Consider the following 21,514-nt stretch of genomic DNA (forward strand, 5'->3'; position numbering starts at 1 on the left):
TTTTTACCGCGCTGCCCCCTCTTACCAACCCCTTATGAAGCAGGTTAAAATTCAAATTCCTTCGCTGGTCGAGAACATCCGAGTAGTGGAAAGTTTCATCGACAATTCGAAGGATACCTTCCATATTGAAGACGACATCTACGGCAACATTATGGTGGCCGTCACCGAAGCGGTGAACAACGCCATTCGGCACGGCAATAAGTTCGACAAGGACAAGAACGTATTTCTGTCGCTGTATGTAGATCAGGACCGCCTGAAGTTTGAAGTACAGGACGAAGGCGAAGGCTTCGACTACGACAATCTGCTGGATCCTACTGCGCCCGAAAACCTGGAAAACCCCGGGGGCCGCGGTATCTTCCTCATTCGCCACCTCGCCGATGAGGTGGAGTTCACCCAGGAGGGTCGCAACGTGCAGCTCACGTTCCTGCTCGCGCCCGCACCTGCCACTTCCGACTCACCATCCGACCACGTCACGGCCTAAGCTTGGGTATGAACACAGCTGAACACGACGAATTTTTACATGACGAGCCGCGCCACGAAACGCCCGGCATCGAGTTTATCGTAGAGGAAGTGGATTTCGAGTTGGCCGACGCCGCCGAACTCACTTCCTGGATCGAACGGATTGCGGCCGTACACGAGCATGAAATCGTTCAGCTGACCTATATCTTCTGCTCCGACGAGTACTTGCACCAAGTGAACGTGGAATACCTCGACCACGACACCTACACCGACGTCATCACCTTCGATAACTCAGATACCTCGGACGTGATTGAGGGTGACATCTTTATCTCCGTAGAGCGCATCCGCGAAAACGCGCAGCAGTTGGGCGTCACGTTCCGCGATGAGTTGCACCGCGTGATGATCCACGGCGTGCTACACCTATTGGGCTACGCCGATAAGGACTTGCTGAGCCAGACAGCCATGCGCAAAAAGGAAGACGACTGCCTGTTGCTGCGCACGTTCTAAGAAGTTTGCTGTTATTTCATACGGATTGATTTTGCAGGAACGCCCGCCGAAATGCGGGCGTTTTCTGTATTGTTGACTACCCGTTGTCATTCCGAGCATGTTGCGCATCAAGCTAGCGACGAGGAATCTGAGTAAACCGCTGCCAGAAGACAGACGACTACGAAATCCGTGTCATCCGACAAATCCGAGCGAATCCGTGGTTCAGATTTCTTGCACGCCCAAAATACCATCCCTACCCACCTTATCCACCTATGTCGGCCACGCCCTCTCCTTTTCCTATTATTCCGGGCAATATGCTGGACTACTACTTGGGCCAGGGCTACTACCGGATGCATCAGGACTTGTTTACGTGCCGTTTCCTACCCATCAACGACACCTTACACACGGTGCACTGGCTGCGCTTGGTGCTAGACAATGTAACGTGGGGACCGGAGCAGCGCCGCCTGCTACGTGTGAATGAGCCGTTTGCCGTTTCGCTACGCCCCTTTCGGCTAACGGACGAGTACGAAACGCTCTATGCACAGTACCGCGCCTCTATCACCTTCGACGCGCCGCCTTCGGTGGAGGCGTTCTTACTGGCCGGTGCAACCCACAACATCTTCACGACCAGCGTGCTAGAGGTACGTAACAACGGGCAGCTGATTGCAGCCGGCATTTTCGACAGCGGCACGCGCAGCTTGGCGGGCATCATGAATTTCTACGACCCTACCTACCGCAAAAACAGCCTGGGAAAGTACCTGATGCTGCTGAAAATAAACCACGCCCGTAGCCAGCACATGCAATATTACTACCCCGGCTACCTAGTGCACGACTACCCCAAATTCGATTACAAGCTATTTCCCTGCCTACCCGCCACAGAGGTGTTCGACTGCCTGCGCGACCAATGGCTCCCATTCAGCTGGGACGCTGTGAACCGGCAAGCCGCTGACTTGATGCTTGATTGGGACGAGCAGGAACTAGACTAACTGCCTGACGTGTATCTTTGCAGCTGCTTTTCGGAAGCTGTTTTGCACAGAGTCAATGCGACAAGACGGCCGCCCGCGTCGTCTGCCGGTCCGACGCCGTAGGCGTCCGACCGGTTGTCGTTGCTGATGTCCGGACCACGTGGGTGGACGTCAGCAAGTCGTTTGTGCAACGTCAGCAGGTGGCAACCGGTCGGACGCCTACGGCGTCGGACCGGCAGACGACGCGGGCGTCTGTTCTGTCCCGTTAACTCCGTGCAAAACACAGTAAGAGTGAAACTCTACAAGGAGAAATTTTCTTAAGAAGGCATGTTTCAGCAAGAAGAATACGATGTGATTGTGGTAGGCGCAGGCCACGCGGGCTGCGAGGCCGCCGCCGCCGCCGCCAACCTGGGCTCGAAAGTGCTGCTGGTGACCATGAACATGAACACCATCGCGCAGATGTCGTGCAACCCTGCTATGGGCGGGGTGGCCAAGGGGCAGATTGTGCGCGAGGTAGACGCCCTGGGCGGCCAGTCGGGCATCATCACCGACAAAACCATGATTCAGTTTCGGATGCTGAACCGCTCCAAAGGCCCCGCCATGTGGAGCCCGCGGGCGCAATCGGACCGCATGCGCTTTGCCGAGGAGTGGCGCCTCACGCTGGAAGGCATTGCCAACGTAGACTTCTGGCAGGAAGCCGTGCTGGGCCTGGTGGTGGAAAACGATACGGTAGTAGGCGTGAAAACCCAACTCGGTATTGAGTTCCGGGGCAAGGCGGTGGTGCTTACCAACGGCACCTTCCTGAACGGCCTAATCCATATCGGCGAGAAAAACTTTGGGGGGGGTAGGGCCGCTGAGCGCGGTAGTACCGGCATCACGGAGCAGCTGAAAGAGCTGGGCTTTGAGGCTGGCCGCATGAAAACCGGCACCCCGCCCCGCGTAGACGGCCGCTCGCTGGACTACTCCAAAATGGAGGAGCAGGCCGGCGACGATGTGCCCAGTAAATTCTCCTACCTCGACACGCCCGCGCTAGCCAAGCAGCGCCCCTGCTATATCACCTACACCAACGCCGAGGTGCACGAGATTCTGCGCGAGGGGTTCGAGAAGTCGCCCATGTTCCAGGGTCGCATCAAGGGCCTGGGGCCGCGCTACTGCCCGAGCGTGGAGGACAAAATCAACCGCTTCGCCGACAAGGACCGCCACCAGATTTTTGTGGAGCCCGAGGGCTGGAGCACGGTGGAGGTGTACGTGAACGGCTTCAGCTCTTCCCTACCCGAGGACGTGCAGTACCGCGCCCTGCGTAAGATTGCCGGCTTCGAGAATGCCAAGATGTTCCGCCCCGGCTACGCCATCGAGTACGACTTTTTCCCGCCTACCCAGCTCAGCCTCACGCTGGAAACCAAGCTAATTAAGAACCTGTATTTCGCGGGGCAGATCAACGGCACCACGGGCTACGAGGAAGCGGCGTGCCAGGGCCTGATGGCCGGCATCAACGCCCACAATAAGGTGCATGGCAAGGCGCCCTTCGTGCTCAAGCGGAGTGAGGCATACATTGGTGTGCTCATCGACGACCTCGTGAACAAAGGCACCGACGAGCCCTACCGCATGTTCACAAGCCGTGCCGAGCACCGCATTTTGCTGCGCCAGGACAACGCCGACCTGCGCCTCACGCCGCTGGGTTACGAGTTGGGCTTGGCCTCGGAGGAGCGTATGCAGCTGGTGCGCCAGAAGGAGCAGCAGACCCAGGAAGTGTTGACGCTGCTGGGCAAATTTGCCATCGAGCCCCACGAAATCAACAGTCTGCTAGAGGAACTCGGCTCGGCTACCATTCACGAGAAAACCCGCGCCGTGAACCTGCTGCGTCGTCCCAACGTGGAGCTGGCCGACCTCACCCGCGTACTGCCCGGCCTCACGCTGGCCCTGGCGCCCTACCGCGCCGAGGCGCTGGAGCAGGCCATCATCCTGGTGAAATACGAAAACTACCTGGCCAAGGAGCACCAGCAGGCCGCCCGCGTGCAGGAGCTAGAAAACTTCGTGATTCAGGGCCGACTCGACTACAAAGCCATGCCCGCCCTCTCGCACGAGGCCCGCGAGAAGCTACTCAAGATCCAGCCCGAAACTCTGGGCCAGGCCAGTCGCATTAGCGGTGTGAGCCCTGCCGATGTTTCGGTGCTGATGGTGTACTTGGGTAGATAGCCCTTGTGTCAAGCAATAGAACGTGTCATGCTTCATCTGGCGTCCGCGCAGCCAAAGCAGCTCTACTGCAGCGGTAATCTTCTTTAATAAGAAGTACTATTGCGGTAGAGATGCTTTGGCTGCGCGGATGCCAGATGAAGCATGACGTTCATGCGCCTATTACTCAATATCACATTTCTGTGTCCTACGAACGATTAGAAGCCTGCCTGGTGTGCGGCAAAACAGAGTTTCGCAACAAGTTGGTGGTAGAGGATAAGTCGGTGAGCAAGGAGAGCTTCGCCATTCAGCAGTGCCAGGCGTGTGGTTTTCAGTTCACCAATCCCCGCCCCGACGCCGCACATATTGGGCGCTACTACGAGTCGGATGAGTATGTGTCGCACAACAGCGGCGCGGCAGGTGTTATCAACCAAGCCTACAAAGTGGCGCGCTTCTTCACAATGCGGCGCAAAGTGGCCCTGATCAACAAGCTGGTACCAGGCAAAGGGCGGTTGCTGGACTATGGCTGCGGCACGGGTCATTTTATGGCAGCTGCCAAAACCAACGGGTGGCAGGTGCATGGTCTGGAACCCAACGCACGGGCCCGCGAGGAGGCCATCAGCAGGGTAGGGGCCAGCGTGGGCACACCCGACAACCTGAGTCAGCTACCCGCTGGGTCGTTTGATATTATCACCCTGTGGCACGTGCTGGAACACGTTCATACCCTGAACGAAACCCTTCGCCAGCTCATTCAGCTCTTGAAGCCTGAGGGGGTGCTCGTTATTGCGGTACCCAATGTGGAAAGCCTCGACGCCCAGCATTACCGCCAGGATTGGGCGGCCTACGATGTACCGCGCCATCTCTACCATTTTGCGCCCGATACCATGCGCCAGTTGCTGAAAAAGCACAAAATGCAGGTGCGCGAAACCCTACCCATGGCCCTGGATGCCTATTATGTGAGCATGCTCAGCGAAAAGCACCGCGCCGAGCAGGGCAAGGGCATGCTGGCCGTGTTGAAAGCCGGCTACCAGTCGAACCGCTACGCGGCCCAGCACGATGGGCAATATTCCAGCCTGATTTACGTAGCTACTCGGCGCTAGTTCTAGGCCCCGCGCTGGGGTAGGGGAGGGGCTATGTAGTTGAGTATTAAGTTGAGTGATAGTGGGTGGCGGTGAGGGAAGCCTAAGCTTCGCGCCGCCGTCCCTGTTTTTGTCTGTTTATTTATGATGCAATTTGTGCGTGCTGGTTGGATACGGTGGATAACCGGTATAGCGCTGCTGAGCGGCTGCGCTACCATTGCCTCGCCCGATGGCGGTGCACGTGACTTGGTTGCGCCCGAGCTGGTGAGCACCACCCCCGCCCAGGGCGCCCGCAACGTGAAGACCCAAACCATTCGGCTGGAGTTTTCGGAGGAAGTGCAATTGCAGGACCTGGCCAAAAACCTGATTGTTGCCCCACTGATTCCGGACGACAACCGCTACAAGGTGCGCGAAGACCGTACGGCCATTTCACTGATTTACGACAAGCCCTTCGCGCCGAACACCACTTACTCCTTCAATTTTGGGGATGCTGTGGTGGATATCACGGAGAAGAACAAAGCCAAAAACGTGCGGCTGGCCTTCAGCACCGGCCCGCAGCTCGACTCGGGCATGGTGCGCGGCGTGGTAATGGACCTGCTCACGACCAAACCCGCCGAAAATGCTTCCGTGATGCTATACCCCGCCAACGACACCGCTTTTTCCGTGCGCAAGGGACGGCCTTACTACCTCACTCGCACCGACAAGTCTGGCGCCTTCACCCTCGAAAACCTGAAAGCTGGCCCGTACCGCTTGTATGCGTTGGTAGATAAAAACCAGAGCTACCGTTATGAAGACGGAGAGAAGATTGCCTACCTCGCCGAGCCCATTCAGGTAGGCGAAACGCTCGACTCGGTGCGCTTGCAACTGGTGCGTCCCGATGCCCGCCGCGCCCTTATCACCAGCCAGCAGCCGGAGCCTACCCGGTTCAAAGTAGCCTTCAATGAGGGGGTACGCCGGGCGCGGCTGGCCCCACTTCCCGGCGCCGCTACCCGCCCCGACACGGCTACCCTCAACCAGGGCGTATTGCTAGTTGAGCAGGGCAAGACGCTGCTGGTCTTCAAAACACCCACGTTTTCGGAAGGCCGCTATGTGCTTACGGCCGCCGATAGCGCCGGCAACGTGGGCCGCGACACCGTAGATGTGCGCTTTCAGGGCAAAGAACCGGCGCGCCGCACATTAGGCTACGCTGTGGAAGGCAACCCGCAGCAAGTGTACCGCCAGGGCCAGGTGCGGGTGAAGTTTGCGGTGCCCGTACGCATTGCGCCCGACAAGCCATTTGCTACCCTCATCGAAGACTCTACCGCAGCCAAGCGCCCCCTGCGCCTACCCAAAGACGGCCGCCTGAACGACACCCGCACGGAGCTGACCATCAACCTGGATACCAAGGCCGAGAAAACACTGGTGTTTCAGTTCGATAGCACGGCTATTCAGGCCGTTACGGGGCAGTCGTTGGGGTTCCGGCCGCTGAAGCTGGGCGTGAGCGAGCAGCCGGCTTCCGGGTCGTTGTCGGGCACCATCCAGACCAAGTACACCAGCTACGAGGTACAGGTAATCGACCAGAATGCCCAGCCGATAGCCGTGCTCGAAAGCCCCAAAAAGACGTTCCGTTTCGACAACCTACCGCCCGGCACCTACCGCCTGCGGGTGCTCATCGACGCCAATAACGACGGCACCTGGCAGGGTAGCGACCCGAATTTGGTACTCCCCCCCGAACCAGTTTACTTAGGCCCGGTGCTGCAACCTGTGCGAGCCGGATGGGATCAGGAAGAGATTAAGCTTGTTTTCTAGTGGTATCATCTTTTAACAAAATACCCCTGCCAGCATACGGCGGGGGTATTTTTTATGTCAAGCCTTCCGACGAATACCATTTGCATGGGTGAGCAAGATGAAAGCTCGTCGTTAACTACTGCTTTGCCCTACCCGTACGTGCTGAGGTATCCCACTTCCTTCGCTATGTCCGACACCATCGACCCTACCCACACCTCCGGCGCCACCCAACCCACCTGGTTTGCCACCACCGAAGCGCTACCCAGTTTTTCACCCTTGCGCGAAAACCTCACGGTAGACGTGGTAGTGGTAGGCGCGGGCATTGCCGGCCTCACTACGGCCTATCTGCTGGGTAAAGAAGGCAAGCGGGTAGCCGTGCTGGAAGATGGCGAAATAGCCAGCGGCGAAACCGGCCGCACCACGGCTCACCTTTCTAATGCCCTGGATGACCGCTACACCACGCTGGAGCAGTTGTTTGGGCAAGAGGGTGCCCGCCTGGCCGCCGAAAGCCACACTGCTGCCATCGACCAAATCGAGAAAATAGTAGCCGACGAGCAGATCGACTGTGATTTCAGCCGCCTGGATGGCTACTTGTTTCTGGCGAAAGAAAACACCCACCAGGAGTTGATAGACGAGCGCGACGCCGCGCACCGCGCCGGCCTTACTGGGGTAGAGTGGCTGCCCGATGCTGGCGCCACAGGCTTCCAGACCGGCGAGTGCCTGCGTTTTCCCAACCAGGGCCAGTTTCATATTCTGAAATACCTGCGCGGAGTAGCGAAAGCCATTGTAGCGCAAGGCGGTCAGATCTTCTCGCACTCCCACGCCACCGAAGTGAAAGGCGGCGACACAGCCCTGGTGCGCACCACCGAAGGCTTCGAGGTACGCGCCCAGGCCGTGGTAATGGCCACCAATACGCCCTGCATCGACCGCGTAGTGATGCACACCAAACAGGGTGCCTACCGCACCTACGCGCTGGGCGCCCAGGTGCCGCGCGGCGCCGTTACCACCGCCCTGTATTGGGATATGGCCGACCCGTATCATTACATTCGGGTGCAGCCAGTGCCGGATTCTGATTCGCATGACCTATTGATTGTGGGCGGCGAAGACCACTCGGTAGGGCACGACGACCCGCAGGCGCGGCTGGCTTGCCTGGAGGAATGGACGCGGGCGCACTTTCCGGCTATTACCAGCATTGCTTTCCGCTGGTCAGGACAGGTGCTGGAGCCTAACGACAGCCTAGCCTACGCCGGGCGCAATCCGCTGGACGAGCCCAACGTGTACATCATCACCGGCGACTCGGGCCACGGCATGACGCACGGTACGCTGGGCGCCATGCTGCTGCGCGACCTTATTCTGGAACGCTCCAACCCTTGGAAGGAGCTATACGACCCCGGCCGCGTAACGCTGAAAGTAGAATCGCTCAAAGAATTTGCCCGCGAAAACGCCCGCGTAGTAGCCGACTACACCGACTTGCTTACGGGCGGCGACGCAGCCTCGGCCGATGCTATTGCTCCTGGCAGCGGTGCCGTGCTGCGGCAGGGCGTTACGAAGGTGGCTGTGTATAAAGACCCGGCGGGAAAGGTGCACGAGTGCTCCGCCATTTGTCCGCACCTGGGCTGCGTGGTGCATTGGAACGCGCTGGAGACCAGCTGGGATTGTCCGTGCCACGGCTCCCGTTTCGATGCATACGGCAAGCTGCTGATGGGCCCCGCCAACTCAGACCTGGCACCGTCATAAGCCTACCGTTTTCCTACCCTCGTTGCAGCGCAAGGCCTGGCTTTTCAGTCAGGCCTTGCTTTTTGCAGCCTATCCTATTTTGCGGGTGTAGGATGATGGATAGAATGTCGGCTATATGAGTTATTCACACTCAAAAGTGCCTCTACGCGCTTGTAGCGCAGCACCCGTTCTTTTATCCACATATTTATCCACCGCACTTCCCACAACTCACATAATGTGTGGATAATATGGTGGAAACCTGGGGATAACTCGTGGATAAAAAGCGGATAAGTTTTTTTGCACGGTGGATAACGCTTACAGGTGAAATTGGCTGTGGACAACGGTGGATAACTATCCCCCAAAAAACCCACAATCCACACTGCGATGTGCGTGTGGATTGTGGATTTGTGGACAAGCCTGTGGATTGTGAATAATCAGCTTAACTTCTTTATTATCTGTTATTTATTATCCACATACCCTGTTGATAGACAGTGGATAACTGCTCTTTTATGCACAAGTTATCCGCCCTGTTGATAACCCTTCCGATTTATCCACTTATGCACACTCCTAACGACAGGGATAAAAGAGAAAAATTTAAAAAAATGAATTTAAAAAGTTATTAACCCTGTGGAAAAGCGAAAGGCTCTGTTTGGACGGTTGGGCAGAGCCGGGTTTCGTTCGGGTGGTTAGGTGGAGCCGGGCTTCGCACACGGGCGGTGCCCGGCGGTAGTTATCCACGGCGCGGCAGGGGGAAGGTGGATAAGTAGGGCAAATAGCCGCTCGCCGGTTTTCAGCGTATACATTTTGCTGACCTCTTACCCGTGCCATGCCCTTCGACTACAACCTGGATTTCCACCACACCGACTTCCGCCAACATCCGGAACTGTATCGGGTGGGCAAGGGCGAGCAGGGCGTGTTGTTGGTAGAGCCCTATAAGTCGGAGATTCTGCCGCACTGGCGCTTCCGTACGCCGGAGGTGGCCCGGGAGTCGTCGGAGAAGATTTACGCGCTGTTTGAGGCATATTTGCGCGATGAGGACTTTGTGGGGGCTGATATGGCCCGCAAGTTCTTGCAGATGGGCTATACGCGTGCCCGGCGCTACGCCAACCACCGCGGCGGCAAGAAGTACGACGGCCCCGTACCTGATGATAAGAAAGGCCAGAGCGGCGCCCATGGCCGCGCCGAACTACCCCGCGCCCCCGAAGACGCTACCAAAGCTGAGGCCGCGCGCATCTTTAAAGAAAAATGGGATGCGGCCCGCGCCTACCCTCCTTACCAAGAACAGAAAGCCAGCTTCGAGCAGCGCTACGGGAAATGAGTTGCACGTTGCCAGTGTGGATAAGAAAGTAGCGTACTGAAATCTTGCAACTCACAACTTGTAACCCACAACTCGCAACTGAACTACCTTTACGCTCCTTCACCAAACCCCTACCCCTATGCAAACGACCCCCAACACCCCCGACGATACTCTGGAAGAACACGAAATCATTCTGGGCACCGGCATGGGCCCGCTGAAGTTTGGCGCCACTCGCGACGAGGTGCGCCAGCTGATGGGCGAGCCCGAAGAAATTGAAGAGTCGGACGATGACGACGAGTTTGAGCACCAAGCCTGGAACTACCTCGACGAAGGCTACTCCCTGTACTTCGACCGCGAAGACGACTACCGTCTGAGCTGCATCGAAACGGACTACCCTGCCATGCGCTTGTTCGGTGAGTCCATCCACGGCAAATCAGTGGAGGAGATTCAGGACCTGATGCGCCGCAACAACGTGGAAGACCCAGAAGTGGAAAAAATGGACACCGGCGAGATGCGTCTTTCCTATGAAGACCAGATGATTGACCTCTATTTCGACGAAGGTGAACTACAGTTTGTCAACTTCGGCGTGTTCATAAATGACGACATGGAGGTACAATGGCCTGCCTAAGATCATAGTTATCCACAAAACCTGGCCAAAACAGTGTGGATAAGTGAATAACTCCTTGGTTTTCTACAGAATTCAGTTCCTTTTGCTAATCCAACCCTATTAGCAACGAGTTGTCAACGTAGTTATCAACAACACAAAAGCCGCTCCCACAATGGGAGCGGCTTTTGTGTTGTGAGCCCAAAAAGAAGCTATCAGCTAATAGCCAAAAGCTAACAGCTGAATTAGATCAGCGCCCGGAACAGCAGGAATAAACCGCCGGCTAAGAACATCGTCACGGGGAGGGTAAGCACCCAGGCCAGGGCAATGTTGCGGATCATCTGGGGGTTCAGGTTCTTCACCCCGCGGTTGGCCACCATGCTACCCGCAATGGCCGACGACAGCACATGCGTAGTAGACGAGGGTAGGCCAAACCAAGTGGAGCCCCCAATCATGGCCGCCGCTACCAGCTCCGAGGAAGCACCCTGCGCATACGTCAGGTGCTCCTTGCCAATCCGCTCACCAATGGTTTTCACGATGCGCTGCCAGCCTACCATGGTGCCGATACCTAGCGACAACGACACCATCAGGAGCACCCACCACGGGGCATAGTCCGTGAAGCGGCGCATGTCCGTAATGGCGGCTTCGTAAGTGTTACGGTCGTTGGTGCTCAGGCTCACTTTGTCGCTACCCACAATCTGCTTGGCGCGGCTGTAGGTGAGCAGGATGGCTTTGCGAATGCGAAAGCGCTCGGCCTGGGGCAGCTGCGATACATCAGTTTTGCCAGTGAAGATGCTGTCGAGGGTGGCGGTCTGGGCCTTCACAGCGGCCAGATTGCGGCGGTTTTCGGCGGTCAGCTCCTCAGGATTTACTTTGTTCATCACCAGCTCTACCCGCTGCAACGACTCGCGCATGTCCAAGGGGTTCAGGGTTTGGTCGATGGCGAAGTAGGTAGGCACAATGCCAATGAGAATCAGCATAATCAGCCCCACGCCTTTCTGGCCGTCGTTGGAGCCGTGGAAAAAGCTCACCAGCGTACAGGTAGTTACCAGCGTCAGGCGAATCCAGAGGGGTGGGGGCTTGCGCTTATGTGGCTCCTTGAAGATGGCTTTGCTCTTGACAAAGCGCTTGAGCACGTACATCAAGAGGATGGTGAGCGTGAAGCCGAACAGCGGCCCTACCAGTAGCGCAATGCCCGACTCGCCGGCTTTGCCCCAGTTCACACCCGAGCCATTGCCGCCCGAAATCAGGCTGAAGGCAATGCCTACCCCCAGGATGGACCCAATGAGGGCGTGCGACGACGACGATGGCAAGCCGTAGTACCACGTGCCCACGTTCCAGATGATGGCGGCGATGATAAGAGCGCCCACCATGGCAATGCCGTGGTACACGTTCTGGTCTACTAGGCTTTCTACGGGCAGTAGGTAGATGATGCCCATAGCCACGGCAATGCCACCGGAAAATACGCCGATGAAGTTCCAGAACGCCGACCACACCACGGCCACCCACGGGCGCAGGGTGTTGGTGTAGATGACGGTAGCCACGGCGTTGGCCGTATCGTGGAAACCGTTAACGAATTCGAACGCGCAGGCTGCCAGCAAACAGATTATTAGCAGCAGCAGCACGTGAGGCTCTAAGCCGAACATAGGAGGGTGGTTGGTGAAAAAACAGATTTCAGCAGTCAAAGGTACAGGTACCCCAAAGGGTAGCAAGATTATGAAATTGTTACTGGAAATGCTTATCGGGTAATTTTGGGGTAATATGAGAGACTGCGGTGTTGGGGTCTGGGTATAGAAAAACGGCGCCTATGGCGCGGGTCTATGCCCCGTACCGACTCTGCGCTGGCCGCTGGCCTGCACCGCCAGAACGATTTGTAGTTGGACACCACGTGGGCGCGGCCAGAGGCTTGCGAATAGAAGACACGGGGTAAAGCCCCGCGCCAGTTGCAGTCGTACGAAACCTGTACTAGCCACAAATCCGTGAAATCCGTTACAATCCGTACTAATCCGTGATACTTTTGCAGCTATGAGCAACGCCCCGCAGAAAGCATCCCTCGAAAATACCCAGCTGAAAGATATTGTCAGCCACGCCAAGGAATACGGTTTCGTGTTTCCATCCAGTGAAATCTACGACGGCCTGGCTGCCGTGTACGACTACGGCCCCAACGGCGTGGAGCTGAAAAACAACCTGAAGCGCCTGTGGTGGCAGGCCATGACCCAGCTGCACCAGAACGTGGTGGGCCTGGATGCGGCCATCTTCATGGCGCCGCAAACTTGGGTGGCCTCGGGCCACGTAGCCGGTTTCAACGACCCGCTCATCGACAACCTCGACAGCAAAAAGCGCTACCGCGCCGACGTGCTAGTGGAGGACAAAGCCGCCGAGTACGAAGCCGCCGGCCAGCAAGACCGCGCCGCCGACCTGCTCGCTACCCTCGGCCGCCTGCTCACCGACAACGACCTGGCCGCCGTGAAAGAGCTGATTGTATCGGAGAAAATTGTGTGCCCCATTTCCGGCACCTGCAACTGGACCGACGTGCGCCAGTTCAACCTGATGTACTCCACCCAAGGCTCGGCCGTGGAGGGCGACGCCGCCCAGATCTACCTGCGCCCCGAAACCGCCCAGGGCATCTTCGTGAACTTTCTGAATGTGCAGAAATCGGCGCGGCAGAAGGTGCCGTTCGGCATTGCCCAGATCGGCAAGGCCTTCCGCAACGAGATTGTGGCCCGCCAGTTTATTTTCCGCATGCGGGAGTTTGAGCAGATGGAAATGCAATTCTTTGTGCGCCCCGGCACCGAAGAGGAGTGGTACAACACCTGGAAGCAGGCGCGTCGCCGCTTCCACGAGGCGCTGGGCCTGGCGCCCGAGAAGCTGCGCTTCCACGACCACGAGAAGCTGGCGCACTACGCCAAGGCTGCCGTGGACATCGAATACGAATTCCCGTTCGGCTTCAAGGAAATCGAGGGCATCCACTCCCGCTCCGACTTTGACCTGACCCAGCACCAGGAGCTGAGCCGCAAGAAGCAGCAGTACTTCGACAACGACGTGAATCCCGAGACCGGCAAGCCCTACGGCAACTACGTGCCCTACGTGGTGGAAACCTCTGTGGGCGCCGACCGCCTGTTTCTGGCTACCCTCTGCCAGGCCTACCAGGAAGAAACCATTACGGAAGGCGAAGGCGAGAAGGAGCAAACCAAAACCCGCACCTTCCTGAAGCTACACCCGGCCCTGGCGCCCATCAAAGCGGCCATTTTCCCGCTGGTAAAGAAGGATGGCATGCCCGAAAAGGCCGAGGAAATCTTCAACAGCCTGCGTTTCGACTTCCCCGTACTGATGGAGGAGCGCGACGCCATCGGCAAGCGCTACACCCGTCAGGACCTCATCGGCACGCCCTTCTGCATTGTGGTGGATGGCCAGACGCTGGAAGATGATACCGTAACCGTCCGCCACCGCGACTCGCGCGAGCAAAGCCGTATGCCCATCTCGGAGCTGCGCGCCTACATTGGGGAAGCCGTGAGTTTCTCCCGGATTTTCGAGAAGCTGTAGGCACAGTTGAATTAAGCGAAGGCCCTGGCTGCTCCTCGCAACCAGGGCTTTTGCCTATCTTGCAGGGTAGTAATCTTACGTTAATTCCTCATGCAGTACATCCACGACCGCATCACGATTGATCCAGACTTGTGCAATGGTAAGCCTACCATCCGTGGAATGCGCCTGACGGTGCAGACGGTGCTGGAGTTTCTGGCTGCGGGTGATTCGTCGGAAGATATTTTGGAAGAATACCCTTTTCTAGAGTTGGCTGACGTGCAGGCCTGCTTGCATTTTGCGCTGGAAACGGTTGCCCACCAGAACTTCTCAGACCGTGCGGCCTAACGCGCCATGCAGTGATGCTGTTCTGCGGCATATATGAGGTATCTAATCGACGCAAACTTACCGCACCGCTTTGCTATCTGGCATTCAGTAAAATACGAATTTGTGCCAGACACGACGTGGAGTGATTCGCAGATATGGGCATATGCGATGGAGCGTCGGCAAACAATTATTACGAAGGATGCTGATTTTGCTGATCGAGTAGTACGAGCCGGTACACCGCCGAAAGTAATCCGACTATGTATCGGCAATATGCGCCGCAATCAGCTGTGGCTACTACTCGAAAAAATACGGCCTTCAGTGCTAGAAGCCAGCGAGCAACCAGGAGTGCGTTTGACTCTAGTGTTTACTGACCGGATAGAAACATATTAAATGCAGAACGGCCCCGAGCAATCGGGGCCGTTTTTGTTTTCAGGAAGGGTAGGATTATCAATTATCACTCAGCCAGGCGCTGGCTTCGTGGCGGGAGGTGAAATAGTTGAATTCCACCTGTGCGGGCGTTAGGCTGGTGTTGCCCATCAAGTAGCTGCCGATCTGGTGCTGGTATTGACCCTCAGACAGCACAGCGGCAATGTACACGGGTCGGGTGAGGGTAGGGGGGAAAGTGCGGGCCAAGGGCTCCAGCAGATACGCTTCGTCGTCGGCTGGTGGGGCATTACGCTTGAGATCTAGCAGCAGCTTGCCCACGTTTTTACGCAACATCTCATCTAATGCCAACTGGTAAGCCTGCTCAAACGACATAGAGAGGCTGGTAGCACTGTAGGTGAGTTGCAATATGTCCGTCTTACGATGGTAAGTAAGTAAGACTTCCGGAGCTTGAAACAAAATCATCGGGCAGAAAAAACAATGGTAATACTACCATTACAAAGTGCATTAGTTGAAGTAAAAAGAATACTATTATTGTATTATACCTGTATAGTATAAAGGCAAAGTACGCTATATTTGAAATATAATTTTATGCATATAGCTGTCTTTTTTTTATAAACGCAGTTCCGGCTGCTTTAGTGCATTTTTCGATGCCGTAGACTAGCTGCCCCGCTTTGCGTACCTTTGCTCCATTTTAGCAGCCTATGTGGAGTAAACTCGCCTTATTCATCATCAAGAACCGGCGCCTGCTACTTCTGCTGCTGGCGGCTATTACGGTGTTCATGGCCTGGAAAGCCAAAGACGTAGAAATGACCTACGACTTTGCCCAGGTGGTCCGGCCCGATGACCCGGATATGGTCTACTTCCAGCGCTTCAAAAAGCAGTTTGGGGAAGACGGCAACGTGCTGGTGCTGGGCCTGCAGGACAGCAGCATCTACCGTCTCGGTAACTTCAACGAGTTGCGCACCCTCACCGATACGCTGGGCAAGGTAGAAGGCGTAAATGGGGTGCTGAGCATCACCAAACTGATTCGACTGGACAAAGACACGGCCAACCGGCAGTTTCAGGCGGTGCCCATCTTCCGCACCTTCCCGCAGACTCAGGCCCAGTTAGACTCGCTGATGCAGATCGTGAACCAACAGGAGTTCTACAAAGGCCAGCTGATTTCGCCGCGTACCGGGGCTACCCTGCTGGCCCTGACCATGGACCCCAAGTACCTGAACTCCAGCCGCCGCCAGGCCGTGATGGACCAGATATTGGGCCACGCTGAGCGCTTCAGCAAGAAAACCGGCATCCGGCTGCACTACGCTGGCCTACCCTACGTGCGCGCCACCATGACCACCAAGGTAGCCGGCGAGATGAAGTTTTTCGTGATGCTCACGGTGCTGGTAATGGGCGCTACCCTGCTCATGTTCTTCCGTTCGTGGGCGGCTGTACTTTTCCCGCTGCTCATTGTGCTTGTTGTGGTGGTGTGGTGCATTGGCTCCATGGTGCTGCTGGGCTTCAAAATCAGCCTGCTTACGGGCCTGATCCCGAGCATTCTCATCGTCATCGGCATCCCCAACTGCACCTACCTGCTCTCGCGCTACCACTACGACTATCGCAAATCGGGCAACCAAGTGCTGGCCATGACGCGGGTAGTGCGCAAAATTGGGCTCGTAACGCTCATGAACAACACGACCACGGCCATCGGCTTTTTCGTGTTCTGCTTCACCAATATTGCCATTCTCTACGAGTTTGGGCTGGTGGCGACTATCAACATTTTCGCCGCTTTCGTCATTTCGTTTATCACGATTCCGGCCATCTTCACCTACCTGCCGCCGCCTACCCCCAAGCAGCTGGAGCACCTGGATGCCAAGCCGCTGACCAAGCTGCTGGAGTTCTTCGAGCACCTGGTATTGGAGCGGCGCGGCACTGTGTACATTCTGGCCCTGGCGCTGGTAGGGCTGTCGGCGCTGAGCATCACGCGGGTGCGGGCCGTGTCGTATATGGTCGACGACCTGCCCAAAGACTCGTCGGTGAATGCCGATCTGAGCTTCTTCGAGCAGCATTTCAATGGCATTATGCCCCTGGAAATTGTGGTGGATACGGGCAAGAAAAAGGGCATTCTGAAGCTGAAAAACCTGGAGCGCATCGACCGGCTGGAAAACTACCTGCGCACCCAGCCCGAGCTGACGGCCCCCGTCAGCATCGTCACCTTCCTGAAGGCCGCTACCCAAACATTCTACAACGGCGAGCCTGACTACTACCGCCTCCCCGACAACTCGGAGAAGAGCTTCATCCTGAGCTATTTGGCCCGCTCGCAGGGCAACGGTGGCCCCATGAACAGCAAGCTGCTGCGCTCCTTCGTAGACGATTCGAGCCAGCAGGCGCGCATCTCGCTGAAGGTAGCCGACATCGGCTCGCGCAACCTGGATACGCTGCTGGCCAACAAAATTCAGCCCCAGATCCGGGAAATATTTAACGGCACGGGCATGGACGTGAAGCTGACGGGCACTACCATCATCTTCACCAAGGGCAACGAATACCTCATCAACACCCTTAAGGAAAGCCTAGCCTGGGCCTTTGGACTAGTAGGGCTGGTGGTGCTGCTGCTGTTCCGCTCGGTGCGGGCGGTGTTCTTCACCCTCCTACCCAACCTCGTTACGCTTATTCTCACGGGCGGGCTCATGGGTATTTTTGGCATTCCCCTAAAGCCTAGCACGGCCCTTATTTTCAGTATCGCGCTGGGCATCGACGGCGACAACTCCATTCACCTGCTGGCTAAGTTCCGGCAGGAGCTGGCCGCCAACGGCCGCCACGTGCGCGCCGCCATCAGCACTACCCTGCGCGAGGCTGGCACCAGCATGATCTACACCAGCATCACGCTGTTTCTGGGCTTCGCGGTGTTTGCCTTCTCCGAGTTTGGCGGCACCAAGGCCCTGGGCCTGCTCATGTCGGCCAGCTTGCTGATTACCAACTTCTCCAACCTGATTCTCCTACCCTGTTTGCTGGTTACTTTTGAGCACGGAGTAGACGAAGAAATTGACCGCTCCGGCCTGCGCCACTACGACGACCAATACCACGAGGAAGACGACGACGTGGAGCTGAACCTGGATAAGATGCAGGTGAAACGGTTGAACAGTTAACCCCTTAAAAGTAGTTGTCATCCTGAGCCTGCGAAGGACCTTCTCACGCTAGAACGACCACACGTCAGATAGTTACAATCTATCGTGAGAAGGTCCTTCGCAGGCTCAGGATGACAGTTTTGCATACGCTCCCCACAACGCATATATGAACTACCCCGAATTCAAACAGCCGCTCAACTACGCCCAGGTAGGCACCGATATCCTGGCCTGGTGGAAGCAGAACGGCATCTTCGAAAAGAGCGTGAGCAGCCGCGAAGGGCAGCCCACCTACGTGTTCTACGAAGGCCCGCCCTCGGCCAACGGCGCCCCCGGCATCCACCACGTGATGGCGCGCACCGTGAAGGATATTTTCTGCCGCTACCACACCATGCTGGGCAAGCAGGTGCCGCGCAAAGGCGGCTGGGACACCCACGGCCTACCCATTGAGCTACAGGTGGAAAAGGAGCTGGGCATCACCAAGGAGGACATCGGCAAGAAGATCAGCATTGAGGACTACAACCAGCGCTGCCGCGAAACCGTGATGCGCTTCAAGGCTCAGTGGGACGACCTGACCGAGAAGATGGGCTACTGGGTGGACCTCAACGACCCCTACATCACCTTCGAGCCGGAGTACATCGAGAGCTGCTGGGCGCTGCTCAAGAAGCTCTACGACAAGGGCTTGCTCTACAAAGGCTACACCATCCAGCCCTACTCCCCCGCGGCAGGTACGGGCCTGAGCAGCCACGAGCTGAACCAGCCCGGCACCTACCGCGACGTGAAGGACACGACCATTGTGGCCGAGTTTGAGGTGAAGCGCGACGAGCAATCGGAGAAGCTGTTTGCGTTGGCCGACAACCTACCGGTGTTCATTATGGCCTGGACGACCACGCCCTGGACGTTGCCAGCCAACACGGGTTTAGCGGTGGGTAAGAACATCCGCTACGCGGTGGTGCGTACCTTCAACCCATATACCTACGAGCCGCAGGTAGTGGTGCTGGCGAAGGTGTTGGTGAATCGCTACTTCACGGAGAAAGGTGCGCAGGCGTCGCTGGAAGACTACAAAGCCGGCGACAAAGTACTGCCGTGGCGTCAGGTAGGCGAGTTCAGCGGCGCTGAACTGGTAGGTATTCACTACGAGCGTCTGTTTGGTCACGAAGCTGGTTTCCCGGCTTTTGAAAGCGAGGAAAAAGCCTTCCGCGTGATTCCCGGCGACTTTGTGACGACTGAGGACGGTACCGGCATCGTGCACATCTCGCCTACCTTCGGCGCAGATGACTTTAAGGTAGCCCAGCAGAACGACGTGCCGGCCCTACTGGTAGCCGACGACCAAGGCAAACTCGGCCCCATTGTAGACCGCACCGGCCGTTACGTGCAGCAAATGGGCGAGTTTGGGGGCCGCTGGGTGAAAAACTACGACGGTCACGACGAATCGGCCGCCGACTACCGCACGCTGGACGTGGACATCAGCGTACGGCTGAAGGAGCGCGGCCGGGCCTTCAAGGTGGAGAAGTACGAGCACACTTACCCCCACTGCTGGCGTACCGATAAGCCGGTGCTCTACTACCCCCTGGATTCGTGGTTTATCAAGACCACGGCCGTGAAGGACCGCCTCATCGAGCTCAACAAAACCATCAACTGGAAGCCTGAAAGCACCGGCACCGGCCGCTTCGGCAACTGGCTGGAAAACCTGGTGGACTGGAACCTGAGCCGCTCGCGCTACTGGGGCACACCCCTACCCATCTGGCGCACCCAGGACGGCACCGAGGAACTCTGCATCGGCAGCATCGCGGAGCTAAGCGCCGAAATCGATAAGGCCGTGGCGGCTGAGGTAATGACGCACAACCCGTATTCCGTTGCGAGTTCCGAGTTGCCAGTTGCCAGTACAGGCAACCAACAGAACGACACTGGCAACTCGCAACTCGCAACTGGCAACTCAAGAATCGACCTGCACCGGCCCTACGTGGACGACATCTTTCTGGTGTCGCCCAGCGGGCAACCCATGTACCGCGAGCCGGATTTGATTGACGTGTGGTTCGACTCGGGCGCCATGCCCTACGCGCAGTGGCACTACCCCTTCGAGAACCAGGAGAAATTCGCGAAGAATTTCCCTGCCGATTTCATTGCCGAAGGCGTGGACCAGACCCGCGGCTGGTTCTTCACCCTGCACGCGCTGGCCGTGATGCTGGAAGACTCGGTGGCCTATAAAAACGTGATGGCCAACGGCTTGGTGCTCGACAAAAACGGCAACAAGATGAGCAAGCGCCTCGGCAACGCCGTGGACCCGTTTGCGACCATCGGCCAGTTTGGCCCCGACGCCACCCGCTGGTACATGATTGTGAACGCGCCACCATGGGACAACCTCAAGTTCGACCCGGCCGGTGTAACAGAGGTGCAGCGCCGCTTTTTCGGCACGCTGTTCAACACCTACTCGTTCTTCTCGCTCTACGCCAACCTCGACCAGTACACCTACTCCGCGGAGCAGGCCGTGCCCGCCGCTGAGCGCACCGAACTGGACCGCTGGGTGCTCAGCAAGCTGCAATCCTTGGTGCAGGAGGTAGGCGGCTACTACGACAGCTACGACCCCACGAAAGCCGCCCGCGCTGTGCAGGATTTCGTGACCGACCAGCTCTCCAACTGGTACGTGCGCCTCTCGCGCCGCCGCTTCTGGAAAGGCGAGCTGACCCAGGACAAGCGCGCCGCCTTCGACACGCTCTACGAGTGCCTCTACGCCGTGGGGCAGCTGATGGCGCCCATCGCGCCGTTCTTCGCCGAGTGGCTCTACCAAAACCTGACGAATGCGCAGGTAGGGGATAAGCCCGAATCGGTGCACCTAACGCTGCTGCAAGCCGCCCAGACGAAACTGATTGACACGGCTTTGGAGGAACGCATGGAGCTGGCTCAGCGTATTTCGTCGCTCACGCACTCCATGCGCAAGAAGTCGGTATTGAAGGTGCGGCAGCCGTTGCAGCGCATCCTGGTACCGGTGCTCAACGAAACAACACGTGAGCAGGTAGGCAAGGTAGAAGACCTGATTTGCGCCGAGGTGAACGTGAAGCACGTGGAGTTCCTGGACGATACGAGCGGTGTACTGGTGAAGTCGGTGAAGCCGAATTTCAAGCGTCTCGGTCAGCAATACGGTCCGAAGTTGAAGGTAGTAGGCGCCCGCATCCAGCAGATGACGGCCGAGGAAATCAGCCAGTTGGAAAAGACGGGCTCCCTACCCGTAGAAATCGACGGCGAAGCCTACACCCTCACGCCCGACGACGTGGAAATCCGCACCCAGGACCTGCCCGGCTGGCTGGTAGCCACCGACGGCCCCCTTACCGTGGCCCTCGACGTGACCCTAACCGACGAGCTGCGCCAGGAAGGCGTGGCCCGTGAGCTGGTAAACCGTCTGCAAAACCTGCGCAAAGACTCGGGCCTAGAGGTGCAGGACAAAATCCGTGTGACGCTCGGTGCCGACCAGCCTGAGTTGAAAGCCGCTGTGCAGTCGTTCGGCGACTACATCCGCACCGAAGTGCAGGCTGTGGCGCTGGATTTTGCTCCGGATGTGAACGGCGGCTCGGTACTGGAATTTGACGACTATTCGGTGCCGGTGCGGCTGGAAGTGGCAAACGGCTGAGGCTGACGTG

15 protein-coding genes and 1 pseudogene are annotated in these 21,514 nt (G+C 57.4%); 14 read left to right on the plus strand and 2 right to left on the minus strand.

Annotated features, from left to right (window positions below; genetic code table 11):
* Positions 1-34 precede the first annotated feature (34 nt).
* From H8B15_RS15215 to H8B15_RS15255, 9 genes and pseudogenes are all read left to right on the plus strand, one after another.
* Positions 35-481, plus strand: coding sequence for an ATP-binding protein (locus tag H8B15_RS15215; RefSeq protein ID WP_185281839.1), 447 nt, complete (start codon positions 35-37; stop codon positions 479-481).
* An 8-nt stretch (positions 482-489) separates the two neighbouring features.
* Entirely contained in the window at positions 490-966 is a 477-nt protein-coding gene (ybeY, locus tag H8B15_RS15220) for an rRNA maturation RNase YbeY (RefSeq protein WP_187320535.1), read from the plus strand.
* Positions 967-1,217: 251 nt separating this feature from the next.
* Positions 1,218-1,931, plus strand: coding sequence for a GNAT family N-acetyltransferase (locus H8B15_RS15225; protein WP_216859161.1), 714 nt, complete (start codon positions 1,218-1,220; stop codon positions 1,929-1,931).
* Positions 1,932-2,237: 306 nt separating this feature from the next.
* Positions 2,238-4,106 (plus strand): tRNA uridine-5-carboxymethylaminomethyl(34) synthesis enzyme MnmG, encoded by a 1,869-nt coding sequence (gene mnmG, locus H8B15_RS15230; RefSeq protein ID WP_187320536.1) that lies wholly within the window; start codon positions 2,238-2,240, stop codon positions 4,104-4,106.
* Positions 4,107-4,285: 179 nt separating this feature from the next.
* Entirely contained in the window at positions 4,286-5,182 is an 897-nt protein-coding gene (locus tag H8B15_RS15235; protein WP_187320537.1) for a methyltransferase domain-containing protein, read from the plus strand.
* A 126-nt stretch (positions 5,183-5,308) separates the two neighbouring features.
* Positions 5,309-5,698: pseudogene (locus H8B15_RS21400) on the plus strand (Ig-like domain-containing domain); the annotation flags it as partial.
* A 1,416-nt stretch (positions 5,699-7,114) separates the two neighbouring features.
* Positions 7,115-8,665: an FAD-dependent oxidoreductase gene (locus H8B15_RS15245; RefSeq protein WP_187320539.1), complete on the plus strand. Its 1,551-nt coding sequence runs from the start codon at positions 7,115-7,117 to the stop codon at positions 8,663-8,665.
* An 805-nt stretch (positions 8,666-9,470) separates the two neighbouring features.
* Complete coding sequence (locus H8B15_RS15250) at positions 9,471-9,962, plus strand: DUF4385 domain-containing protein (protein WP_187320540.1); 492 nt, start codon at positions 9,471-9,473, stop codon at positions 9,960-9,962.
* A 118-nt stretch (positions 9,963-10,080) separates the two neighbouring features.
* A complete protein-coding gene (locus H8B15_RS15255; protein ID WP_187320541.1) occupies positions 10,081-10,569 on the plus strand; it encodes a hypothetical protein in 489 nt (162 codons plus the stop codon).
* Between the two features lie 221 nt (positions 10,570-10,790).
* On the opposite strand, the gene H8B15_RS15260 is transcribed toward H8B15_RS15255, so the two are convergent.
* The gene (locus tag H8B15_RS15260; protein ID WP_187320542.1) at positions 10,791-12,191 is read right to left on the minus strand and encodes an inorganic phosphate transporter; all 1,401 of its coding nucleotides are present in this window, start codon (positions 12,189-12,191) and stop codon (positions 10,791-10,793) included.
* A 379-nt stretch (positions 12,192-12,570) separates the two neighbouring features.
* On the opposite strand from H8B15_RS15260, the gene H8B15_RS15265 reads away from it, so the two are divergent.
* The 3 genes from H8B15_RS15265 (at position 12,571) to H8B15_RS21405 (ending at position 14,781) form a co-directional block, all read left to right on the plus strand.
* The gene (locus H8B15_RS15265) at positions 12,571-14,088 is read left to right on the plus strand and encodes a glycine--tRNA ligase (RefSeq protein ID WP_187320543.1); all 1,518 of its coding nucleotides are present in this window, start codon (positions 12,571-12,573) and stop codon (positions 14,086-14,088) included.
* Between the two features lie 90 nt (positions 14,089-14,178).
* A complete protein-coding gene (locus H8B15_RS15270) occupies positions 14,179-14,412 on the plus strand; it encodes a DUF433 domain-containing protein (protein WP_187320544.1) in 234 nt (77 codons plus the stop codon).
* Positions 14,413-14,445: 33 nt separating this feature from the next.
* Complete coding sequence (locus H8B15_RS21405; RefSeq protein WP_187320545.1) at positions 14,446-14,781, plus strand: DUF5615 family PIN-like protein; 336 nt, start codon at positions 14,446-14,448, stop codon at positions 14,779-14,781.
* 57 nt (positions 14,782-14,838) lie between these two features.
* Here H8B15_RS21405 and H8B15_RS15280 read toward each other — a convergent pair whose 3' ends face one another.
* Positions 14,839-15,240: a hypothetical protein gene (locus H8B15_RS15280; protein WP_187320546.1), complete on the minus strand. Its 402-nt coding sequence runs from the start codon at positions 15,238-15,240 to the stop codon at positions 14,839-14,841.
* A 239-nt stretch (positions 15,241-15,479) separates the two neighbouring features.
* Here H8B15_RS15280 and H8B15_RS15285 point away from each other — a divergent pair, with 239 nt between their 5' ends.
* Together H8B15_RS15285 and ileS are read left to right on the plus strand one after the other, a co-directional pair.
* Positions 15,480-17,903 (plus strand): efflux RND transporter permease subunit, encoded by a 2,424-nt coding sequence (locus H8B15_RS15285; protein WP_187320547.1) that lies wholly within the window; start codon positions 15,480-15,482, stop codon positions 17,901-17,903.
* Positions 17,904-18,048: 145 nt separating this feature from the next.
* The gene (ileS, locus tag H8B15_RS15290) at positions 18,049-21,504 is read left to right on the plus strand and encodes an isoleucine--tRNA ligase (protein WP_187320548.1); all 3,456 of its coding nucleotides are present in this window, start codon (positions 18,049-18,051) and stop codon (positions 21,502-21,504) included.
* The last annotated feature ends 10 nt before the right edge of the window (positions 21,505-21,514 follow it).

Source organism: Hymenobacter citatus (assembly GCF_014333615.1).
GTDB lineage: Bacteria > Bacteroidota > Bacteroidia > Cytophagales > Hymenobacteraceae > Hymenobacter > Hymenobacter citatus.

What these genes read in the sequence shown, in the direction of transcription:
- H8B15_RS15225 (WP_216859161.1), top strand. Translation starts at nt 1,218, where the DNA reads ATGTCGGCCACGCCCTCTCCTTTTCCTATTATTCCGGGCAATATGCTG.
- ileS (WP_187320548.1), top strand. Translation starts at nt 18,049, where the DNA reads ATGAACTACCCCGAATTCAAACAGCCGCTCAACTACGCCCAGGTAGGC.
- H8B15_RS15270 (WP_187320544.1), top strand. Translation starts at nt 14,179, where the DNA reads ATGCAGTACATCCACGACCGCATCACGATTGATCCAGACTTGTGCAAT.
- H8B15_RS15260 (WP_187320542.1), bottom strand. Translation starts at nt 12,191, where the DNA reads ATGTTCGGCTTAGAGCCTCACGTGCTGCTGCTGCTAATAATCTGTTTG.
- H8B15_RS15285 (WP_187320547.1), top strand. Translation starts at nt 15,480, where the DNA reads ATGTGGAGTAAACTCGCCTTATTCATCATCAAGAACCGGCGCCTGCTA.
- H8B15_RS15250 (WP_187320540.1), top strand. Translation starts at nt 9,471, where the DNA reads ATGCCCTTCGACTACAACCTGGATTTCCACCACACCGACTTCCGCCAA.
- H8B15_RS15245 (WP_187320539.1), top strand. Translation starts at nt 7,115, where the DNA reads ATGTCCGACACCATCGACCCTACCCACACCTCCGGCGCCACCCAACCC.
- H8B15_RS15255 (WP_187320541.1), top strand. Translation starts at nt 10,081, where the DNA reads ATGCAAACGACCCCCAACACCCCCGACGATACTCTGGAAGAACACGAA.
- mnmG (WP_187320536.1), top strand. Translation starts at nt 2,238, where the DNA reads ATGTTTCAGCAAGAAGAATACGATGTGATTGTGGTAGGCGCAGGCCAC.
- H8B15_RS21405 (WP_187320545.1), top strand. Translation starts at nt 14,446, where the DNA reads ATGAGGTATCTAATCGACGCAAACTTACCGCACCGCTTTGCTATCTGG.
- ybeY (WP_187320535.1), top strand. Translation starts at nt 490, where the DNA reads ATGAACACAGCTGAACACGACGAATTTTTACATGACGAGCCGCGCCAC.
- H8B15_RS15265 (WP_187320543.1), top strand. Translation starts at nt 12,571, where the DNA reads ATGAGCAACGCCCCGCAGAAAGCATCCCTCGAAAATACCCAGCTGAAA.
- H8B15_RS15215 (WP_185281839.1), top strand. Translation starts at nt 35, where the DNA reads ATGAAGCAGGTTAAAATTCAAATTCCTTCGCTGGTCGAGAACATCCGA.
- H8B15_RS15280 (WP_187320546.1), bottom strand. Translation starts at nt 15,240, where the DNA reads ATGATTTTGTTTCAAGCTCCGGAAGTCTTACTTACTTACCATCGTAAG.